The 20,744-nt window shown below is 70.4% G+C and carries 25 protein-coding genes; 14 read left to right on the forward strand and 11 right to left on the reverse strand.

The window, feature by feature from the left end; genetic code table 11:
* Positions 1 to 35: 35 nt before the first annotated feature.
* A complete protein-coding gene (locus ACWV17_RS28950) occupies positions 36 to 956 on the forward strand; it encodes a carbohydrate kinase family protein (RefSeq protein ID WP_455361975.1) in 921 nt (306 codons plus the stop codon).
* 232 nt (positions 957 to 1,188) lie between these two features.
* Here the strand turns inward: ACWV17_RS28950 and uvrA are convergent, their stop codons facing one another.
* Positions 1,189 to 4,185, reverse strand: a complete 2,997-nt coding sequence (gene uvrA, locus ACWV17_RS28955; RefSeq protein ID WP_455361976.1) for an excinuclease ABC subunit UvrA — start codon at positions 4,183 to 4,185, stop codon at positions 1,189 to 1,191.
* Positions 4,186 to 4,366: 181 nt separating this feature from the next.
* On the opposite strand from uvrA, the gene ACWV17_RS28960 reads away from it, so the two are divergent.
* Positions 4,367 to 5,059 carry a maleylpyruvate isomerase family mycothiol-dependent enzyme gene (locus ACWV17_RS28960; protein ID WP_455361977.1) on the forward strand — a complete coding sequence of 231 codons (693 nt, stop codon included), beginning with the start codon at positions 4,367 to 4,369 and terminating at the stop codon, positions 5,057 to 5,059.
* A gap of 9 nt (positions 5,060 to 5,068) precedes the next feature.
* A complete protein-coding gene (locus ACWV17_RS28965; RefSeq protein WP_455361978.1) occupies positions 5,069 to 5,722 on the forward strand; it encodes an MBL fold metallo-hydrolase in 654 nt (217 codons plus the stop codon).
* Positions 5,723 to 5,798: 76 nt separating this feature from the next.
* Here the strand turns inward: ACWV17_RS28965 and ACWV17_RS28970 are convergent, their stop codons facing one another.
* Positions 5,799 to 6,032, reverse strand: coding sequence for a hypothetical protein (locus ACWV17_RS28970; protein ID WP_455361979.1), 234 nt, complete (start codon positions 6,030 to 6,032; stop codon positions 5,799 to 5,801).
* A gap of 195 nt (positions 6,033 to 6,227) precedes the next feature.
* Between ACWV17_RS28970 and ACWV17_RS28975 the strand changes: the two genes are divergently transcribed.
* The 9 genes from ACWV17_RS28975 to ACWV17_RS29015 all read left to right on the forward strand — a co-directional run bounded on the left by ACWV17_RS28975 (position 6,228) and on the right by ACWV17_RS29015 (position 9,972).
* Complete coding sequence (locus tag ACWV17_RS28975; protein WP_455361980.1) at positions 6,228 to 6,680, forward strand: hypothetical protein; 453 nt, start codon at positions 6,228 to 6,230, stop codon at positions 6,678 to 6,680.
* A 112-nt stretch (positions 6,681 to 6,792) separates the two neighbouring features.
* Positions 6,793 to 7,341, forward strand: coding sequence for a DUF6907 domain-containing protein (locus tag ACWV17_RS28980; protein WP_455361981.1), 549 nt, complete (start codon positions 6,793 to 6,795; stop codon positions 7,339 to 7,341).
* Complete coding sequence (locus ACWV17_RS28985; RefSeq protein ID WP_455361982.1) at positions 7,338 to 7,658, forward strand: hypothetical protein; 321 nt, start codon at positions 7,338 to 7,340, stop codon at positions 7,656 to 7,658. The genes ACWV17_RS28980 and ACWV17_RS28985 overlap by 4 nt, the downstream gene beginning before the upstream one ends.
* Positions 7,655 to 8,023: a DUF6907 domain-containing protein gene (locus ACWV17_RS28990; RefSeq protein WP_455361983.1), complete on the forward strand. Its 369-nt coding sequence runs from the start codon at positions 7,655 to 7,657 to the stop codon at positions 8,021 to 8,023. The genes ACWV17_RS28985 and ACWV17_RS28990 overlap by 4 nt, the downstream gene beginning before the upstream one ends.
* Positions 8,020 to 8,313: an HNH endonuclease gene (locus tag ACWV17_RS28995; RefSeq protein WP_455361984.1), complete on the forward strand. Its 294-nt coding sequence runs from the start codon at positions 8,020 to 8,022 to the stop codon at positions 8,311 to 8,313. Before ACWV17_RS28990 ends, ACWV17_RS28995 begins: the two co-directional genes overlap by 4 nt.
* On the forward strand, positions 8,310 to 8,630 hold the full coding sequence (locus tag ACWV17_RS29000) for a hypothetical protein (protein WP_455361985.1): 321 nt from the start codon (positions 8,310 to 8,312) through the stop codon (positions 8,628 to 8,630). Before ACWV17_RS28995 ends, ACWV17_RS29000 begins: the two co-directional genes overlap by 4 nt.
* Before the next feature lie 3 nt (positions 8,631 to 8,633).
* Positions 8,634 to 8,792 (forward strand): hypothetical protein, encoded by a 159-nt coding sequence (locus tag ACWV17_RS29005; protein WP_455361986.1) that lies wholly within the window; start codon positions 8,634 to 8,636, stop codon positions 8,790 to 8,792.
* Between the two features lie 8 nt (positions 8,793 to 8,800).
* Complete coding sequence (locus ACWV17_RS29010; RefSeq protein ID WP_455361987.1) at positions 8,801 to 9,334, forward strand: hypothetical protein; 534 nt, start codon at positions 8,801 to 8,803, stop codon at positions 9,332 to 9,334.
* Positions 9,331 to 9,972: a hypothetical protein gene (locus ACWV17_RS29015; RefSeq protein WP_455361988.1), complete on the forward strand. Its 642-nt coding sequence runs from the start codon at positions 9,331 to 9,333 to the stop codon at positions 9,970 to 9,972. Before ACWV17_RS29010 ends, ACWV17_RS29015 begins: the two co-directional genes overlap by 4 nt.
* 580 nt (positions 9,973 to 10,552) lie before the next feature.
* Here the strand turns inward: ACWV17_RS29015 and ACWV17_RS29020 are convergent.
* The 7 genes from ACWV17_RS29020 to ACWV17_RS29050 all read right to left on the reverse strand — a co-directional run bounded on the left by ACWV17_RS29020 (position 10,553) and on the right by ACWV17_RS29050 (position 18,309).
* On the reverse strand, positions 10,553 to 10,768 hold the full coding sequence (locus ACWV17_RS29020; RefSeq protein WP_455361989.1) for a hypothetical protein: 216 nt from the start codon (positions 10,766 to 10,768) through the stop codon (positions 10,553 to 10,555).
* Positions 10,769 to 10,855: 87 nt separating this feature from the next.
* A complete protein-coding gene (locus tag ACWV17_RS29025) occupies positions 10,856 to 11,698 on the reverse strand; it encodes a helix-turn-helix domain-containing protein (protein ID WP_455361990.1) in 843 nt (280 codons plus the stop codon).
* Positions 11,695 to 12,231, reverse strand: a complete 537-nt coding sequence (locus ACWV17_RS29030) for a DUF6879 family protein (RefSeq protein WP_455361991.1) — start codon at positions 12,229 to 12,231, stop codon at positions 11,695 to 11,697. Before ACWV17_RS29030 ends, ACWV17_RS29025 begins: the two co-directional genes overlap by 4 nt.
* 2 nt (positions 12,232 to 12,233) lie before the next feature.
* Positions 12,234 to 12,437: a hypothetical protein gene (locus tag ACWV17_RS29035; protein ID WP_452805083.1), complete on the reverse strand. Its 204-nt coding sequence runs from the start codon at positions 12,435 to 12,437 to the stop codon at positions 12,234 to 12,236.
* 236 nt (positions 12,438 to 12,673) lie between these two features.
* Complete coding sequence (locus ACWV17_RS29040; protein ID WP_455361992.1) at positions 12,674 to 13,078, reverse strand: hypothetical protein; 405 nt, start codon at positions 13,076 to 13,078, stop codon at positions 12,674 to 12,676.
* Between the two features lie 150 nt (positions 13,079 to 13,228).
* The gene (locus tag ACWV17_RS29045; protein ID WP_455361993.1) at positions 13,229 to 18,088 is read right to left on the reverse strand and encodes a hypothetical protein; all 4,860 of its coding nucleotides are present in this window, start codon (positions 18,086 to 18,088) and stop codon (positions 13,229 to 13,231) included.
* Positions 18,088 to 18,309, reverse strand: a complete 222-nt coding sequence (locus tag ACWV17_RS29050; protein WP_455361994.1) for a helix-turn-helix domain-containing protein — start codon at positions 18,307 to 18,309, stop codon at positions 18,088 to 18,090. Before ACWV17_RS29050 ends, ACWV17_RS29045 begins: the two co-directional genes overlap by 1 nt.
* A 273-nt stretch (positions 18,310 to 18,582) precedes the next feature.
* On the opposite strand from ACWV17_RS29050, the gene ACWV17_RS29055 reads away from it, so the two are divergent.
* The gene (locus ACWV17_RS29055; protein WP_455361995.1) at positions 18,583 to 18,879 is read left to right on the forward strand and encodes a helix-turn-helix transcriptional regulator; all 297 of its coding nucleotides are present in this window, start codon (positions 18,583 to 18,585) and stop codon (positions 18,877 to 18,879) included.
* Positions 18,880 to 18,922: 43 nt separating this feature from the next.
* On the opposite strand, the gene ACWV17_RS29060 is transcribed toward ACWV17_RS29055, so the two are convergent.
* Entirely contained in the window at positions 18,923 to 19,048 is a 126-nt protein-coding gene (locus tag ACWV17_RS29060; RefSeq protein WP_455361996.1) for a hypothetical protein, read from the reverse strand.
* Between the two features lie 92 nt (positions 19,049 to 19,140).
* Complete coding sequence (locus tag ACWV17_RS29065; RefSeq protein ID WP_455361997.1) at positions 19,141 to 20,019, reverse strand: tyrosine-type recombinase/integrase; 879 nt, start codon at positions 20,017 to 20,019, stop codon at positions 19,141 to 19,143.
* A gap of 299 nt (positions 20,020 to 20,318) precedes the next feature.
* On the opposite strand from ACWV17_RS29065, the gene ACWV17_RS29070 reads away from it, so the two are divergent.
* Positions 20,319 to 20,675 (forward strand): hypothetical protein, encoded by a 357-nt coding sequence (locus ACWV17_RS29070; protein ID WP_455361998.1) that lies wholly within the window; start codon positions 20,319 to 20,321, stop codon positions 20,673 to 20,675.
* The last annotated feature ends 69 nt before the right edge of the window (positions 20,676 to 20,744 follow it).

Genomic DNA, 20,744 nt, shown 5'->3' on the forward strand with positions numbered 1-20,744 from the left:
ACGCCTCCCACGGGCCATGGGATACGTTCCCCCGCATGATCGTCGTCGCCGGAGAAGCCCTGATCGACCTGGTGCCGCAGGGCACGGCGGCCCCCGGCGCCCCGCTGCCCGCGCTGTTGCCGCGGCTGGGCGGCGGCCCGTACAACACGGCCCTCGCCCTGGGCCGCCTGGGGGCTTCGGCGGGCTTCTGCTCGCGGGTCTCTACGGACGGCTTCGGCGAGGCGCTGCTCGACGGTCTGCGGTCGGCCGGGGTCGATCTGGCCCTCGTCCAGCGCGGGCCCGAGCCGACCACGCTGGCCGTGGCGTCCATCGGGACGGACGGCTCGGCGGGGTACGGCTTCTACGCCGAGGGCAGCGCGGACCGGCTCTTCGAGACGCCGGCCGCCCTCCCCGCCGAGACCCGGGCCCTGGCGCTGGGAACGTGTTCGCTGGTGCTGGAGCCCGGCGCGAGCGCGTACGAGGCGCTGTTGCGGCGAGAGGCGGCGCGCGGGGTGTTCACCCTGCTCGACCCGAACATCCGGCCGGGGCTGATCCCCGATGCGGAGGCCTACCGGGCGCGGTTCGGGGGCTGGCTGCCGCACGTGGATCTGCTGAAGCTGTCCGAGGAGGACGCGCGGTGGCTGGGCGGCGCCCCGGCGGACTTCCTGGCGGGGGGTGCCGCGGCGGTGGTACTGACCCGGGGTGCGGCCGGGATGACCGTACGGACACGGGCCGGGCTCGAACTCGCGGTACCGGCGGAGCGGGTCGTGGTGGCCGACACGATCGGCGCGGGCGACACGGTGAACGCGGCGCTGCTGCACCGGCTGGCCGCGCACGACGCGCTCTCGGCGCGGGCGATGGGCGCCCTGGACGAAGCGGCGTGGCGGGACATCCTCCACTTCGCGGCCCGGGCAGCAGCGGTCACCTGCTCCCGCCCAGCCGCCCAGCCCCCGTACGCGAACGAACTGACCTTCTGACCCGCGGCCCCGCCCGCACGGCATCACCCGGACCACGGCCGGCGCGGCCCTGCCGATCCGGGCCGGCCGGTGCCGCGAGTGGCCACGACCCGTCAGGACCTGTCCGGCGGATCTTGGCCGGGACCACGACTCCCCCAGACTCCGTCCGGGGGTGTGCCCCCAGGCCCGGCACCTCGCCGCGTTGCCGAACCAGGCGCCGCGTCCTGTCCGGACCTGATCCGCCGGACAGGCCCTACGCCTTTCGCGTGCGCGCCGCCTTTGCCGTTCCTGCCGCCTTCGCCGTCACCGTCTTCCTCGCGACCGCATTCGCCTTCGCCGCCACCGTCTTCTTCGCCGCCGCCCGCTTCAAGGGCGTCCGCGCCGCCGGCACCACCGCGTCGCTGATCCGGTCCGCGCCCAGGATGTCCCGCAGGAACTTGCCGGTGTGGCTGGCCGGGACCGAGGCGACCTGTTCCGGCGTGCCCTCGGCCACGACCAGGCCTCCGCCGCTGCCGCCCTCCGGGCCCATGTCGACGACCCAGTCGGCCGTCTTGATGACGTCCATGTTGTGCTCGATGACGATCACCGAGTTGCCCTTGTCCACCAGATTCGACAGCACCTTGATCAGCTTGCTGATGTCCTCGAAGTGCAGCCCGGTGGTCGGCTCGTCCAGGACGTACACCGTCCGGCCCGTCGAGCGCTTCTGGAGCTCGGAGGCGAGCTTGACGCGCTGCGCCTCGCCACCCGACAGCGTGGGCGCGGACTGGCCGAGCCGGACGTACCCGAGGCCCACCTCGTTGAGCGTCCTGAGGTGGCGGGCGATCGTCGGCACCGCCTCGAAGAAGTGCAGCGCCTCCTCGATCGGCATGTCCAGCACCTCGGCGATGGACTTGCCCTTGTAGTGGACCTCCAGCGTCTCCCGGTTGTAGCGCGCCCCGTGGCAGACCTCGCACGGCACGTACACATCCGGCAGGAAGTTCATCTCGATCTTGATCGTGCCGTCACCGGAGCAGTTCTCGCAGCGGCCGCCCTTGACGTTGAAGGAGAACCGGCCCGGCAGATAGCCGCGCACCTTCGCCTCCATCGTCTCCGCGAACAGCCGGCGAACATGGTCGAAGACACCGGTGTACGTGGCCGGGTTCGACCGGGGCGTACGGCCGATCGGCGACTGGTCGACGTGCACCACCTTGTCGACGAGGTCGTCGCCGTCCACCCGAGTGTGCCGCCCCGGCACCGACCGGGCGCCGTTCAGTTCCCGCGCCAGGTGCGTGTACAGGATGTCGTTGACCAGCGTCGACTTCCCGGAGCCGGAGACTCCGGTGACCGCGGTGAGCACACCGAGCGGGAAGGAGACGTCGATGTCCTGCAGGTTGTTCTCCCGGGCACCGTGAACCGTCAGCCTCCGCCCGGGGTCCACCGGACGCCGGATGTCCGGCATGAGGATGGCCTTCTGGCCGGACAGGTACTTGCCGGTCATCGACTCCTCGTTGGCCAGCAGCTCCTTCAGGGAACCGCTGTGCACGACCTTGCCGCCGTGCTCACCCGCACCCGGGCCGATGTCGACGACCCAGTCGGCCACCTTGATGGTGTCCTCGTCGTGCTCCACGACGATCAGCGTGTTGCCCATGTCCCGCAGCCGCACGAGCGTCTCGATCAGGCGGTGGTTGTCACGCTGGTGGAGTCCGATGGACGGCTCGTCCAGGACGTACAGCACGCCGACCAGACCCGATCCGATCTGCGTCGCGAGCCGGATGCGCTGCGCCTCCCCACCGGACAGCGTGCCGGCCGCGCGGTTGAGGGAGAGGTAGTCCAGGCCGACGTCGACCAGGAACCTCAGCCGCTCGTTGACCTCCTTCAGCACCCGCTCGGCGATCTTCTTGTCCCGCGCGTCGAGGCGCAGCACACCGAGGAAGTCGGCGCACTCGCTGATCGACATCGCGGAGACCTCGGCGATGGACTTCTCCATCACCGTGACCGCGAGGACGATCGGCTTCAGGCGGGTGCCCTCACAGGTCGGGCAGGGCACCTCGCGCATATAGCCCTCGAAGCGCTCGCGGCTGGAGTCGCTCTCCGCCTCCGAGTGCCGGCGCTTGACGAACGGCACCGCCCCCTCGAAGGAGGTGGTGTACGCCCGCTCGCGTCCGTAGCGGTTGCGGTAGCGGACCTCGATCTGGGTCTTGTGCCCGTACAGCAGCGCCTTCTTGGCCCGCTGGGGCAGCCCGGCCCACGGGATGTCCGTACGGAAGCCGAGTTCGTCGGCGAGCGCGCCGACCAGGCGGGCGAAGTAGTCCTTGGTGTGGCCGAGCGACCAGGGCGAGACCGCCCCCTCGTCGAGGGACTTCTCCTCGTCCGGGATGATCAGCTCGGGGTCGACCTCCATCCGCGTACCGATGCCGGTGCAGTCGGGGCAGGCGCCGAACGGCGAGTTGAAGGAGAAGGAGCGCGGCTCCAGCTCCTCGAAGGAGAGGTCGTCGTACGGGCAGTAGAGGTGCTCGGAGAACATCCGCTCACGCTCGGGGTCGTCCTCCGGGAGGTCGACGAAGTCGAGGATGACCATGCCGCCGGAGAGGCCGAGCGCGGTCTCGACCGAGTCGGTCAGCCGGCGCTTGGCACTGTCCTTGACGGTGAGGCGGTCGACGACCACCTCGATGGTGTGCTTCTCCTGCTTCTTCAGCTTGGGCGGGTCGGTCAGCTGAATCGTCTCGCCGTCCACCCGTGCCCGGCTGTACCCCTTGGTCTGCAGGTCGCTGAACAGGTCGACGAACTCGCCCTTGCGCTCGCGCACCAGCGGCGACAGCACCTGGAAGCGGCTGCCCTCCGCGAGGCCCAGCACCCGGTCGACGATGGCCTGCGGCGACTGGCGCGTGATCGGGCGGCTGCACTCGGGACAGTGCGGCTTGCCGATCCGGGCGAACAGCAGACGCAGGTAGTCGTAGACCTCGGTGATGGTGCCGACCGTCGAGCGCGGGTTGCGCGAGGTCGACTTCTGGTCGATGGAGACCGCCGGGGACAGGCCCTCGATGAAGTCCACATCGGGCTTGTCCATCTGGCCGAGGAACTGGCGGGCGTACGACGACAGGGACTCGACGTAGCGGCGCTGGCCCTCGGCGAAGATCGTGTCGAAGGCGAGGGACGACTTGCCCGAACCCGAGAGTCCGGTGAAGACGATGAGCGAGTCGCGGGGCAGGTCGAGCGAGACGTTCTTGAGATTGTGCTCGCGAGCGCCACGAACGATGAGACGGTCGGCCACGCCGGTCCGCACCTTTCTTGAGAGAAGCAGGGGGACTATGCAGACAGCCCCGTCCCAGGGTATGGGGGGCGCCGGGCGATGTCGTAAGGATTCAGCTCCGAGCCTATAGCACGCGCATTCGATTTCCGGCACGCGCCCGAAGGCTTCACCCGAACGAGTGGGCGGCGCTATCGTCAGCGTCATGATCGATCATGAGCGCGACCTGGCATCCGTACGCGAAGCGACCGAGCGGCTGCTCGCCGCGACCGGCAAACTGGACAACGCGGCGGTCGCCGAGCCGTCACGGCTGCCCGGCTGGAGCCGCGGTCACGTCCTTGCTCACCTGTCCCGTAACGCCGACGCCCTCGTGAATATTCTCGAAGGCCGGCCGATGTACCTCAGCGCGGAGGCCCGCGAGGCGCACATCGAGCGCGACGCCCCCCGCCCCCTCGACACACAGCTCGCCGACGTCCGCGACAGCGACGCCCGATTTCACGAGGCGGCCGGCGTTCCGGCCGACTGGGCCCGCATCGTCTCCCTGCGCAACGGCGTCACCGACGTCGCCGCGCGGCTGCCCTTCCGCCGGCTGATCGAGGTCGAACTGCACCACGTCGACCTGGGCATCGGCTACGAGCTGGAGGACCTCCCGGAGGACTTCACCGCGCGCGAGATCGAGTTCCTGGCGGACCGTTTCTCCGGCCATCCGGACGTCCCGTCCCTCACCCTGACGGCGCCGGACGGACGCCAGTGGAGCACCGGGCGCACCGGCGACGCCGCCCCGCTCACGGTCCGCGGCAACGCTGCCGCGCTGCTGGGCTGGCTGGCGGGCCGCGGCGACAGGGGTGCGGGCCTGGACACCGGCGGAGCCCCGCTGCCGTCGCTGCCCCCGCTATAGGCTGAGCCCATGACGTACAGCGGAGCGGTGAGGGTCGGCGGGCCGGCCGACGTGCACGAGCTGGCGGACCTGATGATCTCCAAGGTCGCCGTGGGCCCGATGGACAACAACGCCTATCTGCTGCGCTGCCGGGCCACCGGCGAGCAGCTGCTCATCGACGCGGCCAACGACCCCGCCACCCTGCTCCAGCTGATCGGTGACGACGGCATCGCGTCCGTCGTCACCACCCACCGGCACGGGGACCACTGGCAGGCCCTGGAGGCCGTGGTCGCCGCGACCGGCGCCCGTACCTTCGCGGGCCGGTACGACGCCGAGGGCATTCCGGTGGCGACCGCGGTGCCGGTCGAGGACGGCGACACCATCGCGGTCGGCCGGGTCTCCCTGACCGCCCGCCACCTGGTCGGCCACACGCCGGGCTCCATCGCCCTCGTGTACGACGACCCCCACGGCCACCCGCACCTGTTCACCGGCGACTGCCTCTTCCCGGGCGGTCCTGGGCGGACAACACGCCCGGATGACTTCAAGAGCCTGATGGACGGCCTCGAAGAGAAGGTGTTCGGCGCCCTGCCTGACGAGACGTGGGTGTACCCGGGCCACGGGAAGGACACGACGCTCGGTGCCGAGCGGCCACATCTCGGGGAGTGGCGCGCCAGGGGCTGGTGACCTGGCCAAGACCGCCGCATGCAGCTGAAGCCCGCCACTATGGCGGGCTTCTTCGCGTTCCGAGGGCTCGAGCCGATCAGCCGGCGTCACCATCCGCGCTGGTTGACCAAGGCCCCATCGGAGGGCGCTCGGGCAGCTTCGCCCCTGGCCGGCGCATGTACCAACGGATGAACTCGCGCAGGACTCGCGCGCGAGGACTGCGGCCCTCGGGGTGCACGGCGCGGGTAGCGGCTTCGAACGGCTCCCACTCATCATCGGGCGCGCGGAAGCGGCGGGGGGTGTCGTACTCGTTCTCTACCTCGGGCGTCATGCCCGTGAGCGTATGCGCTTGTGGCTACAGGCCGCAAGCTTCGAGGGCGCCGTTTGTAGCTACAAGATCTTCCGGTAAACCACTTGCTTTGTGGCTACGAAGCACGTAAGTTTGTAGCCACAAGGACGGCCCCCGGCGGTGCTACCAACACCAGCCGAGGGCCTGACGGAAACCTGAGTCAACCAGGAGCCCGCTGTGATCAAGTCTCTCATCCGCGAGACCGGCCGCCTCATCTCCACCGTCACCGACGCCGTCCGCAGCGTCATCGACCCCGCCTCGCTTGCCGGCACGGCCACCGAGGCCCCGGAGCCCACCGGCCTGTACGAGGCCGACGAGATGCCCGCCGTTGAGGACATCGAGGCCGCGGCCGCCGGCTACCAGCGGGCCGCCGAGCAGGCCCGCGCCGGAGACCGCGGCAAGCGCGCCGCTAAGAAGGTCCTCGACCGCCTCCCCGCCGGCCGCTACGGCGCTTGGCTCGTGTCCCGGGTGACGTCGAACCGTCAGACCGCGGACCTGGAAGAGATCCGCCGCATCTTCAAGGCGCACGGCCTGGGCCCCGTGCCGATGAAGTCGGCCGCCCCGTCCCTCAAGGTCGAGCGCGCCGCCGTCGAGGAGACCGAGCCCGCGTCCGTCCTGGTCGCCGCGTAACCCACCCCGGCCCCTGACCTGTCCCGTGCAGAGAAACGGGACGGCCCCGGTCGGTGCTGGAACACCGGCCCGGGGCCTCGGTCAGGACCCTTCAGCGTCAAGGAGTCCAACCGTGAGCAACACCGTACAGAACAGGCTCGTCCCGGCCATCGGCGTCGAGCACACGGGTCGCCTGCCCCACGTCGTCGCGATCGCCCACACCCTCAGCACCGCGTTCACCACCGCGCTCAGCGTCGCCCACCAGCACATCCACGACGGCAGCCGCTCCGCGGCGTCGGGGCAGCCCGTCCCCACGGCCTGCCCCGACGGCGTCGCCTGGTGCATCGGCCGGCCGGTCGACCACGCCGACCCGAGCGAGCGCATCCACTACGGCCCCGCTACCGCCCTCACCACGGCCAGCGGCGACGAGGTGATGACCTTCTCCCTCGTCCAGTGGGACGACGAAGACCCTGGGCTCGAGTTCGAGGGCGACGGCGATTGGGACCAGCTCACCCTGAGCCAGGTCGACACGTTGCGCGCCGACATCGCCGAGTACCTCGCTCGGCTGGATGCCGCCCGCGACCAGCTGGCCGGGCTTCTCGACGCCGAGCAGAAGCGCACCGCGCCGGCAAGCGTGCGGGCCGAGGCGGCGGAGCGGGCCGCCATCGAGGCCGGCAAGTGAGCGCCGACCAGTCGCCGATCGGTGGGGCCGCCCGCGAGGTTCGCGGGCGGCTCGCCGCCACCGGCGAGACCCGCGCGCTCCTCACCGCCGTCCTCGAAGCGCTCGCCATCCCCCACCCCGCGACCATCGGCGACAGCGAGACCCACGACCGGATCCTCGCCGACCGCGTCATGCACGCCCGCATCGCCCTGGAGAACGTCCTCCAGCGCGGCGACGACCCCGGATGGTCCGCCGACTACCTCCGGGCCCGACTGACCGAGCACCCGGCCATCGGATACCGCGCCGCCGGCACGCCGCGGACCGAGGCCGGCCGATGACCGGGCCCCGCACCGTCACGGTGCACACCCTCGACCACGGCAACGTCACCCTCTCCGAGCCGTCCTGGTGCCTCGGCCACGAAGCACAGCACCCCGAGTACCAGGTCGACCTGATCCACACCGGGCCCGCGTACACGCTCGACTTCCGCGGCGTGCAGCTGGTCGCCGCAATGTTCGTCCAGTCGCCCCACGCCGACGCGCCCGAGGCCCAGCAGACCGGGGTGTACGTCGAGTTCACCAGCTACGGCAAGAGGCTCGACCCCGCAGGGCTCGACCAGCTCGCCGCGGCCCTCGTCGAGGAGGCAGCCGAACTTCGCGCGCTCGCCCGCCAGCTGTCCGTGATGCTCGCCGGGGGTGGCCAGTGAGCCGTCGACACCGCGCCGGATGCATCCGCGGCGATCGAGGCCGCGCCCTGCGGTACCGCCTCGCACGCCGAGACGGCCGCCACTGCTTCTACTGCCGGCGGCCGTTCACGGACGTCACCACAGCGACGCTCGACCACTACGTGCCCTACAGCCTGTGGGCCACGAACGTCCGCTTCAACCTGGTGCTGTCCTGCGAGCCGTGCAACACCCGCAAGGGTTCGACGCTGCCGCTCGGCCTGGTGCTGCTCCTCACGGCCCGCCATCCGGCCGAGTTGGCGGTGACCGCATGAGCACCCCGCCCGCGGCCGGCGCCCGCACCTCCGTGCGCGTCGACCAGGAGCTGTCCGACGACCTCGCCGTGATGATGCGCACCGGTATGACAGCGTCCGACGCACTCCGCCACGCGGTCAGCATCGTGGCCGGCGCCTACCGCAACGCATGGGCCGCCGGGGTCGTCCCGGACAAGGTCGAGCCGCGGATTGTCGCCTGCCAGATCGCCCCGTCCGACGCCCCTCACCAGGGCGGACGTACGACGGCGGACACCCGCCGGGACACCGGTCCGACGCCGGGCACCGCGCGTCGGACACCCGTCGGACAGCGGGGGTAAGCCGTGCTGCCCGTGCTGTTCGCTGCGGCGATGGTCGGAGGCTTCATCGGCCTCCGCCTCGCCGGGCCCCGTCGCGACCGCGACCTGTACGCGCTGCCCGTGCTCGGGACGTGCGCCCTCATCTTCACGCTCGCGGCCCTGTACGCCGCCATCGTCCACTGAGGATTGCTGTGAACTTCGCACCCATCGGCGTCAGCCTCGGCGGCGCCGCATTCGGCACAACCATCCTCGCCCTCGTGCTCCAACGCTGGTGGCTCAAGGGCGCCAAGGCAGCGAAGGGAGAAGACGGCAGCGGCCGCAGCTGGAAGACCCTCATCCCGTTCATCCTCGGCGGCCTCTACGGGATGCTCGCCATCCTCGCGGCCGGCGGCTTGCTCGGCGTCGTCACCGGTATCGCCTTGTGGGGCGCCAACGGCCTCGGCGACCTCGCCCTCGTCTACGGCGTCGGCGGGAACGCCCCTATGGCCTCACGCGCCCGACAGATGGCTCTCACCGACGGCGGACACGTCGTCGTGCTCCTCACGACCGCCCTTGTCGTCGGCGCCTGGCGCTGGTCGAAGAAGTTCCCCCGCAAGCAAGTCGGGCTCGGTGTCCTGTGCGGCATCAGCCTCGGCCTGAACGCGGGTGTGGCCGGGGTGATGGCCGTACCGCTGGCCAACTTCGCGAACGTGGCCGGCGCCTGGTGGACCGGAGCCGTGTCATGACCGCCGTACGGGCGGTGGCCGCGCATCTGTGCGCCGGATCGGCGGCCTTGTGCCGCGCGTACGGGGCGTGGCTGCTCCCGGGCAGCCTCGGGACCGCTTCGGCGCGGCTGGCAGGGTCGGCCGCCACAGGGGCGTTCGTCGGGCTGATGCTGTACGGCAGCCCTGCCCTGTTGTGGCTGGCCGCTGGCGCCTGGTGTGTCGCCTCCTGGCGCACTGCCGTCACCTCTTCCGTATCGGGGCATCAGGAGGCGCCCGGCCTCGAAGAGGGGGAGTTCCTCGACCTGCTGCGCGCCACCATCGGGGATGCCCGCGGCGTGCACCTGGCCACCCTCCGGGACCGGCTCGACGACATCGCCTCCGAGCAGTCGTGGGACATCCCCGCGGTGCGCGCACTGTGCGATGCGGCAGGGGTGGCCGTGCGCCCGTCCGTACGCGTCCGCGGCCTCGGGGTCTCGGTCGGGGTGCATGCAGACGACGTTCCAGCCCCTCCCCTGGCCCCTTCCGAGAGGGGTCCTGTAGGCGGTAGTTCCGCAGGTCACGGCTCAACTACAGCTACAACTACACCCCGCGTCGTCGTGCAGCACGGCGGGGCCCAGACGACGATCTACCCCGCGCGCGAGGGGGTGAACGAGTCGTGATCCGACGCCTGCTGAACGCTGTAGACCTCGTGTACTGCGCCGCCTGTGGCTGGTGGTACCCGCCGCACAACCACTGAACATCTTCTGCACCTAGTTGCAAAACAGAGGCCCCCGAGGCGCGGAGACGCGTACACACCTCGGGGGCCGACTGCTGCCCGTCCGCCGCTCGTTCCGCCGTCGGTTGAGCAGCGGGCGGGAGTCTCATGGGCAGGCCCACACCTCGGTATCGAGGACGTGCACGCCTTCCCGGCCGCGCGCCCAACCGCGAGGCACCGCGCCAGTCGTCAGCGGCTTCCCACACGCGCAGCAGGCCCGCCCGGCGTACTGCTCCCACGACAGTTCGCCCACGGGCGGTACCGGAGCAAGGCGGCAGTCCGGCAGCCGTACGGCTGCCCGGGTCTCGGCCGGGGCGGTCACGGCTTCCCGCCAGGTTTCGGGGGCCAGGACGTCCCCGAATACTCGTGGAAGTGATCGCCGTCGTGCCGTGGGGTCAGCGTGCAGTTGCGCGTCGGCGCATCAGGCTTCGGTGCCCAGCAGAGGTTGAGTCCCACGGGCGGCCTGGTCGCTACCGTCTCGCCGGTCATGAGGCGACCCGCTCGCCAGCGGCGGCCACGAGGCCGCGCTGCTCGCGGCACGGAGCGCACGCGAACAAGGAGTTCGCGGCGCTGTCGCCGCCCGACGTGCGCGGGACGGTGCGGATCAGCTGGGCGGTTCCGGATGGTCCCCGGTGCCAGTGGCACCAGCCGGCTTGTGCTGCTTCGGGGTTGGCGCCCGTGGCGCCCGCTCGCGTGGCCATGACCAGGACGGTAGGAAGGCCAGCTGGGCTACAGCCTGCTGGTTGCGCCGGATTGCGCGTGTGACTGGGGAGGTTGGCGGCGGTTGCTCAGGCCGGGCTGACCAGGTTTCGCGCGCGGGCGATCAGCCGGTGCGCCTGCGGGCCGTACGCCGCGGCTTCGTTGAGCTGTTCCCACACCCGCCCATACAGCGCAAGGTCGTCGGCGGAGTCGAACTGCAACTCCGTGTTGATGGTCTCGACGACGACGCGCTCCTCGTCGAAGATCCAGAAACCATGCTTCGGGGTCAGCTTCAGCGGAGCTCCGAGCGGCACAATGCCGAGCTCCACCGTGCTCATGCCGATCAGCCCCACCAGCCGATCCAGTTGTCCGGCCATCACCACGCGGGGGCCGACCAACGCGTGAAGGGCGCCCTCCCACACCAGGACGCGGAAGAGCTTGCCCGCCTCGTACAGCACCTCTTGGCGCCGCATGCGGGCGTGTACGGCCGCCTCGGTGTCGCGTGGCGACTGCATCAGCTCGGCATTCTGGGCCAGCAGGTGCCGGGCGTAGTCCGGGGTCTGGAACAGGCCCGGGATCACCGTGGTCTCGTAACCGCGCATCGTGGCTGTGCGCTTGTACTCGACGACGTACCGGTCCTGTACGGGGCGGTGGCCGGCGGCGAGCTGCCTGCGCCAAGAGCGTTGCTGCGACTCCAGGCCGCGCAGACGGCTCTTCAGGTCGGCGGCCTGCGACGGCGCCCCGGCCGCGTCCGCCCATGCATCGAGGTCGTCCGTCGTCGCGGTCTGCTTGCCGTTCTCCAGCCGCGAGACCTTCGAGCGCTGCCATCCGAGCCGGGCGGCGAGATCCTTGCCGGTCAGGCCGGCCTCGGCGCGCAGCTCCCGAAGGCGCGCACCGAGGGCGACCCTGGCGCTCTGAAAGTCCGTGCTCACACGGACGAACGTACCTGCGCCCAGACCTCGGCAGTAGGGACCGCGACGGGCCAGGCGGCGTCACGCGCCCGGCACGCGGCGAGAACCTGCGCCGGGTCGTCGACGACCTCAACGCCGATCGTGGTGTCGGTGTCGTCGATGTGCATGCGGACCAGGACGCGGGAGTCGAACAGCCACAGGTCGAAGTCGGGCAGCTCCAGCCGCTCGGCCTCGGACCGAGGCAGCACGCGGATGTCCTCGCCGGCCTCGACGTTTCCGGCCGCGGTCGCCATGAGGAACCGCTGCCCGTCCGTGGGCGGCTCGTCGATGATCCGTACGCGGGAGAACCGGGCGCCCTGAGCGGTCTTCTGCCGCACGTTCACGTTCCACGGATGGTCGGGCTCCGCCTGCGGCTCGATGCCGCGCGTGAAGGCCTGGAAGCGGGCTCCCTGCCGGTCCGAGGCGTACCCGCGGCGGGTCTCCAGTCGCCATGCGGTGTGCTCGAACTCAGCGAACAGGTGGGTGATCTCGTCGAACGGGATCAGGGGTGGCACCGTCACTCCTTCGGGGCGAAGCGGGTCAGCAGCTCACGAGGGATCACGACGAACGTCTCCCCAGCGCCCACGTCGCGGAGCTGGGCGAGGTGCTCGGGGTCGGTGAGTTGGTCGCCCTGGACGACGATGTCTCCCGTCTCTTCGACCTCGTACAGGGTGGGGCAGTTGCCGTGCTCGGACGTGGTGCCGATGAACCTGAGCGTCATGTCGTGCTCCGTTCTGGCTGGTTGGGAGTCCAGCATGCGTCTGATGGAGCCACGGCGGCCGCGAGTTGCGCGAGATTGCCGCCGGCCCCTGCCCGGCGGATCGTTGCGCGCAACAGAGCGCCCGGCCCCCTCGCGGTGAGGATGCCGGGCGCCGTGTCAGCCGTGCAGCCTCTCCAGCGAGGGGCCGAGAGGCCCCGGCGCGCCCGAGCGGCCGGGAGGGACAGGAGCCGCGGCTCTCAGCCCATTGACGGCGGCCAGCCGGGAACGGGTATCGCCTCGCTGACGAAGTTGAGGATGCGCCACCCGGGCCCCTCCTCGTACCGCATCAGCAAGGGAACCATCTCGTACCGTTCGCCCGGCTGGATCACGCCGCTGGCCGGGATCGGCGTGAACTGCACCAACTCGACGTCAGGCGCCACGATGTCAGGGTTCACCTTCATGCCCCAGGTGTCACGCTGGACCGCGCTGTCGGCGCCGCGCAGCTGCGTGCGAGCGAAGGCGTCCCACAGTTCGTGATCCGGCCGATCGGCGGTGAAGGCCTCGACCACCGCGTCCGGGTCGTATCCGTCGCCGCGGGCTTTGTCGAGCATCGGGTGCAGCCATGCCTGAGCCCAGCACAGGCGCACAGCGGGTCGACGCATACCCACGCCGCGTCCATGTCGTGGTCGATCCAGAAGGCCTCAGCGAACGCCCAGGCGCCCCGGATAACAGGGGCCTGCGTCTCGTACGGAACATCGACTTCATCGTCTGGTGTCATGCGCTGATTGTGCTCTCGCCCCTGCCGCCGGTGATCAGTTGCGCTCCCTGTCTCGCTTGCGGATGGCGTCGGAGATGTCGCCGGCCATAGCTCCGGCCCACTGCTTCCGCTCCGCCGCCGAAGGCATGGCGAGGCTGTTCATGGTCAGGTTGACGATGACGTCTCCGCCCCGGCCTGTGGCTGCGCTGGCGAGGATCGCGTCGAGCTTCGCCGTGTGGTCCGCGGTCAGCACCCGCTCGGGCCGCCTGGTGCCGTTGAACAGCCCGGGTGGCAGGATCCCGCCCTCATCAAAGCTGGTCGCCGGCTGGAACCCGTACCGGTCGGTGAACATCGAGTCGCGGTAGCTGCGGGCCCGGGAGCCGACGACCACACCGTCACCGCCCCGCGACTCGACGTTGACGCCGCCGATCGTGCCGGCGACGTGGCCGACACCGGCGTTGGTGATGCCGATCATGTACGGCGAGTTGAGGTTGCGGACCCAGCCGCCGGGGGCGGTGCTGCCGGAAAATGCGCCGGTGGCCCAGCGCCGGTGGGGGCGCTGCCCGCGGATGACGGACTCGATCGCGCTGGTGAACCCGGAGCAGTCCCAGCTCGGGTTGCCGTTGCCTGCCCACTGGTAGGGCAGGCCGTGCTGCGTCTTGGCCCACGACAGTGCACGCTGCACGCCGGGCCCACCGACGGCCTTCTTGTCCTCCTTGCCCAGCCACTCCAGCATGCGGGTGAGCAGCGTGTTCGGGATGCCCTTCGCGAGCCGGCCCCACTGGGTGCCGCCGTCGGGGATGCGGTTGATCAGCGGCCGGACCGTGGAAGAGATCGCCTTGCTGGCTGCGGACTTCAGCCCGCCGACGACGAGATCCTTGGCCCAGCTGAGGCCGGACCCGATGGCGCCGCCGATGTCGGTGATGGTGCCGACGATGCCGCCCCGGTCGAAGAACTGGGTGGTGGGCTGCATCTTCTGGGCCTGCTGCTTGTTGGGGTTGCCGCCGGTGCCGGTGGGCCGGTCCTTGCCGAGCATGGCGTCGATCGCGCGGTAGCCGCCGAGCTGGTCGACTTCGTCGTTGGACAGGACGCGTTCGCCGGGGGTGAGCATGGCGGGCGTGTTGTCCTTGGTGCCGCGGCCGCCGGGGACGATGCCGCCCTTGTTGAACTTCAGCGAGATGGCGGGGAGGGTGATCTTGCTGGAGATCTTCGAGGCGATCGTGTTCCACATCGAGCGGATGCCGCGGTTGTAGACGGCGTCGACGATGAACCGGATCGGTGAAGAGATCTTCGACTTCACGCCGGACCAGATGGTGCCGAGCCCGTCCCGCAGGAGCGTGAACATGCGGGTCAGGTTTGATTTGAAGGAGTTGAACCGGTCGCGGATGGTGTTGATCACGCCGGTGAAGCGGTCGCGGAGCCCGTTCCATAGGCTGTTCCAGGTGTTGCTGATGCTGGTCTTCAGGTTCGTGACCGAGGTCCGCAGGAACGACCAGGCCTGGTTGAAGGCTGACCGGATTGAGCCCCAGAAGATGTCCCACCTGGTCTTGACGATCGACCAGAGGCCGTTCCAGATGGCGACGATGCCGTCCTTGAGCTGCGTGAAGATCTTCTTCGCGCGGTCCCAGAGGTCTTGGAACCACTTGACGATCAGCCGGACGAGGTCCGGGATGATCGAGTGGCCGACGAGGACGTCGAACAGCCACTGGAACTTCTCGACGATCCACTTCACGGCGTCGGTGACCGCGTCGACGAACTTGACGATCCAGCCGATCACCGTGGTGATGACTGGCACGAGGATCCCGAGCGCGGCAGCCAGGACCGTCGTAAGGATCTGGGCCAGGCCGACGATCAGCGGCATGAGCGGCGTGACTACCTCCATGGCCAACTTGAACAGCGAGCCGATCAGCTCACCGATCGGCGGGATCAGCGGCAGCAGCGCGGCGAGCAGCGGCGGGAAGAGCTGAGCAAGCTGCGCGAACATCCCGCCGAGGTTGCCGACGTGCTCCGCGACCAGGCTGATGATGGGCACCAGCGCCGTGGCCAGCACGCTGATGAGCTGGGTGATGACCGGCCACAGCATCGTCAGCACGGGCGCGAACGCCGCAATCACGGTGCCGATCAGCTTTCCGATCGGTTCGAGGATCGGCATCAGTGCGGTCAGACCGTCGACGAGGAGGACGGTGAAGTCGTCGATGACGGGAAGCAGCGCTTCGATGATCGGCATCAGCGCCTTGCCGAGCGACTCCGCCAGCTTGGCAAGGACGGGGCCGAGCGCATTGGCCAGTGTCGAGATGGTTGGGGCGAGGGCTGCGAGGAGCGGCAGTACGGCTTGGATGACCGCGCCGAGAGTGCCGGCGAGCAGCTTGGCAATGTCGTTGATCGCCGTGAAGATCGTGGTAAGCATCTTCTGGACTTCCGGCATCGCCGTGATCCGGCGCAGCTCCTCGAACACTGCACCGATCGCGCCCAGCGCATCACCGCCGCCCGCAGAGGCGGCCTTCATGATGTTGCCGATCGTGCCGAAGATGTCGCCCAGCAGGCTGCCGAACTGCTTCGCCACCTCGACCGCCTGGTCGATGACCTCGGTCAGATGCCCGGACTCGAAGGCCTGCGTCAGCTGCTGCGACACCCGGTCGGCGACCCCGCCCATCGCCGTCGTCATCCGCTGGAACGCCGGCGCCGCCGCCACCGAAAGCTGCACGAACGCCTGCCCCAGCTGGCCCGGGACGCGCTCCAGCGGCTTCATGCCGTTGGTGAAGCCGTCGAACATCCGCTTCAGGACGCCCTGATCGCCGAGCCGCGCGAAGGTGTCCATCAGGTTGCGGCCCATGTTGTTGAGCACGCCCGCCATGCCGACCAGCCCGCCGCGCACCGACGGCAGCACCGACGCCGACATCCGCGTCAGCGTCGACCCCAGCCCCCGGAACAGCGCGTCCTGCACATCGACCCGCACCGCCGACCAGGCCGGCGCGATCCCGCGGACCGCGTTGACGAACTCCCGCGCGTTCGGCGACAGCTGGGCCATCGCGTCGTTGAACTTGGTGGCCTCCGTGCTGCCCTGCGCCATCGCCGCGGCGACCGCGCGCTGTGCATCGGCGAGGGCCTCCTGCGCGCCGCGTACCTGCCGTGCGGCGGACACCTGCGCGTCGGCGACACCCTGCTGCGCGTCGGCCAGCGCCTGCTGCGCATCGCGTACGGCCTCGGCCCCGTCCCGGGCGACCTGCGCAGCGGCCGCCTGCGCCTCACCGACCGCCCGCGCGCGGTCGCCCACGTTCCGCTGCGACTCGGCCACCCGGTCCTGCGCCGCCCGGACCGCGTCGGAGCCCTCGACGCCCTTCTTCGCGGCGTCGGCGTTCTCCTCCTTCAGCCGCTGCGTCTCCAGCTGCTGCTCGTCCAGCCGCTGCACGGCCCGGTCGTAGGCGAGCTGAGCCCTGGCCAGGTCGTCGGCGTTCGCCTTCGCGCCCTTGGCCTTGATCGCGGCGAGGTCCTTCTCGGCCTCGGCGACGTCCATGACGGCGTCGCGCTGGTCGAGCTCGGCCGACTTCAGCCGGTTGCCCAGGTCCTGCAGCTGCTCGGCAGCCGTCTTGCGGGCGTCGTTGAGGTCTTCCTGCGCGCGGACGGCGTCCTGCTGTGCGTCGGCGAGGTCCCGCTCGGCGTCCGCGACGCGCTGGAGCGCGGCCTTGCGGTCGGCGGCCGCGCGGACTTCGGCGTCCCGGACGTCCTCGGCGGCCTCCCGCACCCGCTGCTGCGCGTCGGCGATCTGCCGGGCCGCGTCGACCTGCGCCTCCTTCAGCGCGCGCGAGGAGCGGGCCACCTGGATCTGCGCCGCCTCCAGCGCCCGGGTCGCGGAGGCGGCCGCGGTGGCGGAGGAAGCGCCGGTCTGGAACGCGGACTTGAAAGCCGTACCGACGCCGTGCAGGCCGACACCGAGCGCGGCGCCCATCGTGATGAGCGACCCGAGCGCCGGGGCGGCGAGCGCTGCGGCCGGGCCCATCTGCGCGATCGCGGACCCCAGCGACGCGACGGCCGGCAGCGCGAGGAGCGCCGCACCGGCGAGCATCACGAACCGGGAGCCGAGCATGCCCGCGCTGGCGCCGGCGGAGCCGAGGGTGCCGCCCAGGCTCGCCAGGTTGCCGAAGCCGAGCATGTTGGTGCGGATGTTGACGCGCCGGTCGCGGGTCAGGAACGCCAGGCTCGAGTTGGCCGCCGCGGTGTCGGCGTCCGCGGTGACGCGGAGCGTCCGGCGGCGGGTGAGGTTGGCGATGTCGTTGGCGGCGACGCGGGTGTCGACGTCGACGCCGATGCGTACCCGCTGGCGGCGGGTGAGGCCCCGGATCTCGTCGGCCGCGACGCGGGTGTCGGCGGAGGCGAGGATCCGGACGGTCCGGTCTCCGGTGAGTTTGTCGAGCTTCTTCTCCGCGCGGTCGTAGGCCGGCTGGTTGATCTCCGGGGAGATGTCGACGGTGTGGTCTGCGCTGAGCAGGGTGCCCAGCGCGGTGTCGTCGACCTCGACCTTGACCTGGACGGTGCGGTCCCGGGTGAGGAGCGTGAACTTCTCGGCCGCCGCCCTCGTGTCCGCGTCCGCGGTGATCCGCAGCGAGCGGGAGCGGGTGAGGAGGGCGAGCTCGTCGGCCGCGACGCGGGTGGCGAGGTCCGCGGTGAGCTGGATCTCCCGCGCCTTCGTGATCTTGGCGAGGGAGGCGACCGTCGCCTTCGAGTCGAGATCGAGCGAGACCTTCATCCGCCGCGCCTTGACCAGCGTGGCGATCCGCGCCGAGGCCGCGACGGTGTCGAGATCGACGCGGGCCTTCAGCCGGACGTCCTGCTTCTGCAGGCGGGCGATGTCCGCGTCCAGCTTGGTGCGGTCCATGCGCGCCTCGACGTAGGCGCCGGCCAGGCGGAATTCGCCCATCAGGCGGCCGCCTTCGAATCGTCGGCCAGCAGTTCCATCAGGGGCTGGCCGACCGCGTCAGCGAGGGCATCAGCGATGGGGATGGGCGGCTGCGCTGCGCCCCGTTCGTAGGCGTACAGCGCCCAGACAGAGCGGCCCGCCCGGGCGGCGACGTCGTGGATGCTCAGGCCGGCGGCGCGGCGGGCGGTGCGGAAGCGGTGGCCGGAGAAGGTGCGCGGCACGGGTGACCCCAGGTGTGGGCAGCGGCGGGACGGAGGATCGTCCGCGGGCCCGAGTGGTCCCGCCCCTCTCGCCTGGCATCCGCATCACGCGGTGGCACGCAGCCCGTGGCCGGCTGCTCGTTCGCCTGCCGTGTCAGTGCCTCTGGTCCGGTTGGGCATCACGCCCTTGGCATCTCGCCTGCGGATCGTTGGCTGTCGACAGCGCTCGGCTCGTCCTCATTGGAAGGATACTCCAATGAGCTTACGATTCGAAGGAGAGGAATAGGTGACTCCATGGAATCGAAGGCATTCATTCGCGTTCGCCGTACACCCCCCGCCGAGCTGGGCCCGATGCTGCGGCAGGCCCGAGAGCGCGCACAGCTGACTCAGGCAAAAGCTGCCGAGGCAGTTGGCGTGCAACGGCCCTACATATCGAAGCTCGAGGACAGCTCCCGCTGCCCGTCGCGCGTCGTGGCCCTGCGCCTTGTCGACATCTTGGCGTTGGGCGAACATGACGCCGCGCTGCTGCTGGGAGCCACCGTCGAGGACGCGGGCCGCAGCCACCCCAGACGCTCCCCCGCCCGGACATGACGGAGCCCCCACCCGGAGGGCAGGGGCTCGATACGTCCGGCTGCTACTTGAGCGGGCAGGGGGCGGGCTGGGCCTGCGCGTCGAAGTGGCGCACGTTCTTGGGCTCCTCGCCAGGCCTGGCGGGCGTAAAGGTGATGACGCCGCCGCAGCGGCAGTTGTCGGTGATCATGTACGCGACCTTTCATAGAGGTTCCTTCGCCTCTTACTTCAGCCGGTCCATCCCGGACAGCAGGTCTCTACAAGGATGTTCAGCGTGCCGGATCAGGCGCCGCCGTCGGCGATGTGCATGGCCTTGGTCAGCTCCTCCTGCATGCGATAGCTGGGCGAGCGGTGCAGTGCTCCGGCGAGACGGTCGTAGCGGCGGGTGGTGCGCGGGTCCGCGTGCCCCATCGCGTCCTGCACATCCGCGAGCGGGACACCCTTGTCGAGCATCGCCGTGGCGTAGGAGTGGCGCAGCGAGTGGGGCGAGAGCGCGTCGGCATGCGGGAGGCCGGCTGCCCTCGCGACGCGGCGCACCGTGCGGAACGCGGCCGGCTCATCCATCGGCCGGCCCGTACTGGTGGCGAACAGCCACTCGTCCGCGCCGACTTCACCGCGCTCCGCAAGGTACGTCTCCACCGCCTCGACGGCGAGCGGCACGAGGACGACCCGCTTCACCTTGTTGCCCTTCACGACCAGGTCCGCCGTCCGGTGACCCTGGTCGGACCCGATGGCGCCGACCGTGGCGGCCAGGATGGAGCCGATCCGGCCGGCGGTGGTGGCGAGCACGACGAGCAGCGCGTAGGTGCGGCTCGACTCGTGCTCACGGGCGTAGGTCAGCAGCGCGCCCAGTTGGCCCGGGGTCATGCCGCGAGTGGTGGAGGAGTCGGCGTCGACGGAAGGCCGGTCCATGCCGACGAACGGGTTGCGCTCGGCGGCCTCTGCGCGCACCAGATAGTCGTACCAGCTCGAGGCAACGGCCAGGCGCCGGGCGCGGGTTGACTTGGCGAGGCCGGTGTCCCGGAGGGCGGCGGCGTACTGGTCGGTGTGCACGGCCCGCGCGGTGGCCGGGTTGGTTCCCGTGGCGGCGCACCAGGCGAGCCACCAGCTGGCGTCCTTGGCGTAGGCGGTGCGGGAGTGCTCCGACTCGCGCTTGTTCATCCATGCGGCGGTCGCCTCGAGGATGTTCGGCGCTGCGCCTGCGTCACGAAGCAGGCCGACAAGGGCGGTTGGCGAAGTAGCAGGCGGCGTCCCCCTGAGCTTCACCGCGGGTGAGGCCGGAGCGTCGGGGAGGGTGCTCGACTGAGGCACTGCGGGAGGGAAGATCACGACTACAGGATAACAGTAATTATTCTGTAGTGAGTTGGATCCCTAGGGATCGCTCCCGTTCGTTGCCGGTGAGCATGTTCCTTGGGCAACAGCCGGGGCCATGCCGCGGTGTGCGGCACTAGCCTGCGTCCATGGCAGAGAACGAAGACGACCGGATACAGAACGACATGACCATGAAGCTCGTCGGCTTCCTCACGGCCGGCGAGTTCTACGGCAGCGGAGGGGAGATGAGCCCGCAGGAGGCGGAAGCATCCGGCAACCTCGCCCTGGCGCTGATCCCTGACATCACCACTCAGGGGCGAATGACGCCGGAGGAGGCTGGCCGGCGCATCAGTCAGGAGATGACCGCCCACATGCTGCGCCTCCTCGCGACGTTCGCCTTCGTCTTCGGCGAACTCGCCGAAGTACATGACGCCGGCAGCGAGATGACTACAGCCGAGCTGCTCCGCACCCTCGCAATGAACGCCGCCCAGGACAACGACAAGTAGCAGCGCGGCTGAACTTGGCATGAGCGCGCCCGGCCGTCGTGGTGACCGGCCGGTCGCGGTATTGCTCTC

Source organism: Streptomyces mabaensis, assembly GCF_053763515.1.

What these genes read in the sequence shown, in the direction of transcription:
- ACWV17_RS28965 (WP_455361978.1), top strand. Translation starts at nt 5,069, where the DNA reads ATGACGTACAGCGGAGCGGTGAGGGTCGGCGGGCCGGCCGACGTGCAC.
- ACWV17_RS29040 (WP_455361992.1), bottom strand. Translation starts at nt 13,078, where the DNA reads ATGCGTCGACCCGCTGTGCGCCTGTGCTGGGCTCAGGCATGGCTGCAC.
- ACWV17_RS29065 (WP_455361997.1), bottom strand. Translation starts at nt 20,019, where the DNA reads ATGAACAAGCGCGAGTCGGAGCACTCCCGCACCGCCTACGCCAAGGAC.
- ACWV17_RS28960 (WP_455361977.1), top strand. Translation starts at nt 4,367, where the DNA reads ATGATCGATCATGAGCGCGACCTGGCATCCGTACGCGAAGCGACCGAG.
- ACWV17_RS29070 (WP_455361998.1), top strand. Translation starts at nt 20,319, where the DNA reads ATGGCAGAGAACGAAGACGACCGGATACAGAACGACATGACCATGAAG.
- ACWV17_RS29020 (WP_455361989.1), bottom strand. Translation starts at nt 10,768, where the DNA reads ATGGCCACGCGAGCGGGCGCCACGGGCGCCAACCCCGAAGCAGCACAA.
- ACWV17_RS29055 (WP_455361995.1), top strand. Translation starts at nt 18,583, where the DNA reads ATGGAATCGAAGGCATTCATTCGCGTTCGCCGTACACCCCCCGCCGAG.
- ACWV17_RS29060 (WP_455361996.1), bottom strand. Translation starts at nt 19,048, where the DNA reads ATGATCACCGACAACTGCCGCTGCGGCGGCGTCATCACCTTTACGCCC.
- ACWV17_RS28990 (WP_455361983.1), top strand. Translation starts at nt 7,655, where the DNA reads ATGACCGGGCCCCGCACCGTCACGGTGCACACCCTCGACCACGGCAAC.
- ACWV17_RS28950 (WP_455361975.1), top strand. Translation starts at nt 36, where the DNA reads ATGATCGTCGTCGCCGGAGAAGCCCTGATCGACCTGGTGCCGCAGGGC.
- ACWV17_RS29015 (WP_455361988.1), top strand. Translation starts at nt 9,331, where the DNA reads ATGACCGCCGTACGGGCGGTGGCCGCGCATCTGTGCGCCGGATCGGCG.
- ACWV17_RS29000 (WP_455361985.1), top strand. Translation starts at nt 8,310, where the DNA reads ATGAGCACCCCGCCCGCGGCCGGCGCCCGCACCTCCGTGCGCGTCGAC.
- ACWV17_RS28970 (WP_455361979.1), bottom strand. Translation starts at nt 6,032, where the DNA reads ATGACGCCCGAGGTAGAGAACGAGTACGACACCCCCCGCCGCTTCCGC.
- ACWV17_RS29035 (WP_452805083.1), bottom strand. Translation starts at nt 12,437, where the DNA reads ATGACGCTCAGGTTCATCGGCACCACGTCCGAGCACGGCAACTGCCCC.
- ACWV17_RS29045 (WP_455361993.1), bottom strand. Translation starts at nt 18,088, where the DNA reads ATGGGCGAATTCCGCCTGGCCGGCGCCTACGTCGAGGCGCGCATGGAC.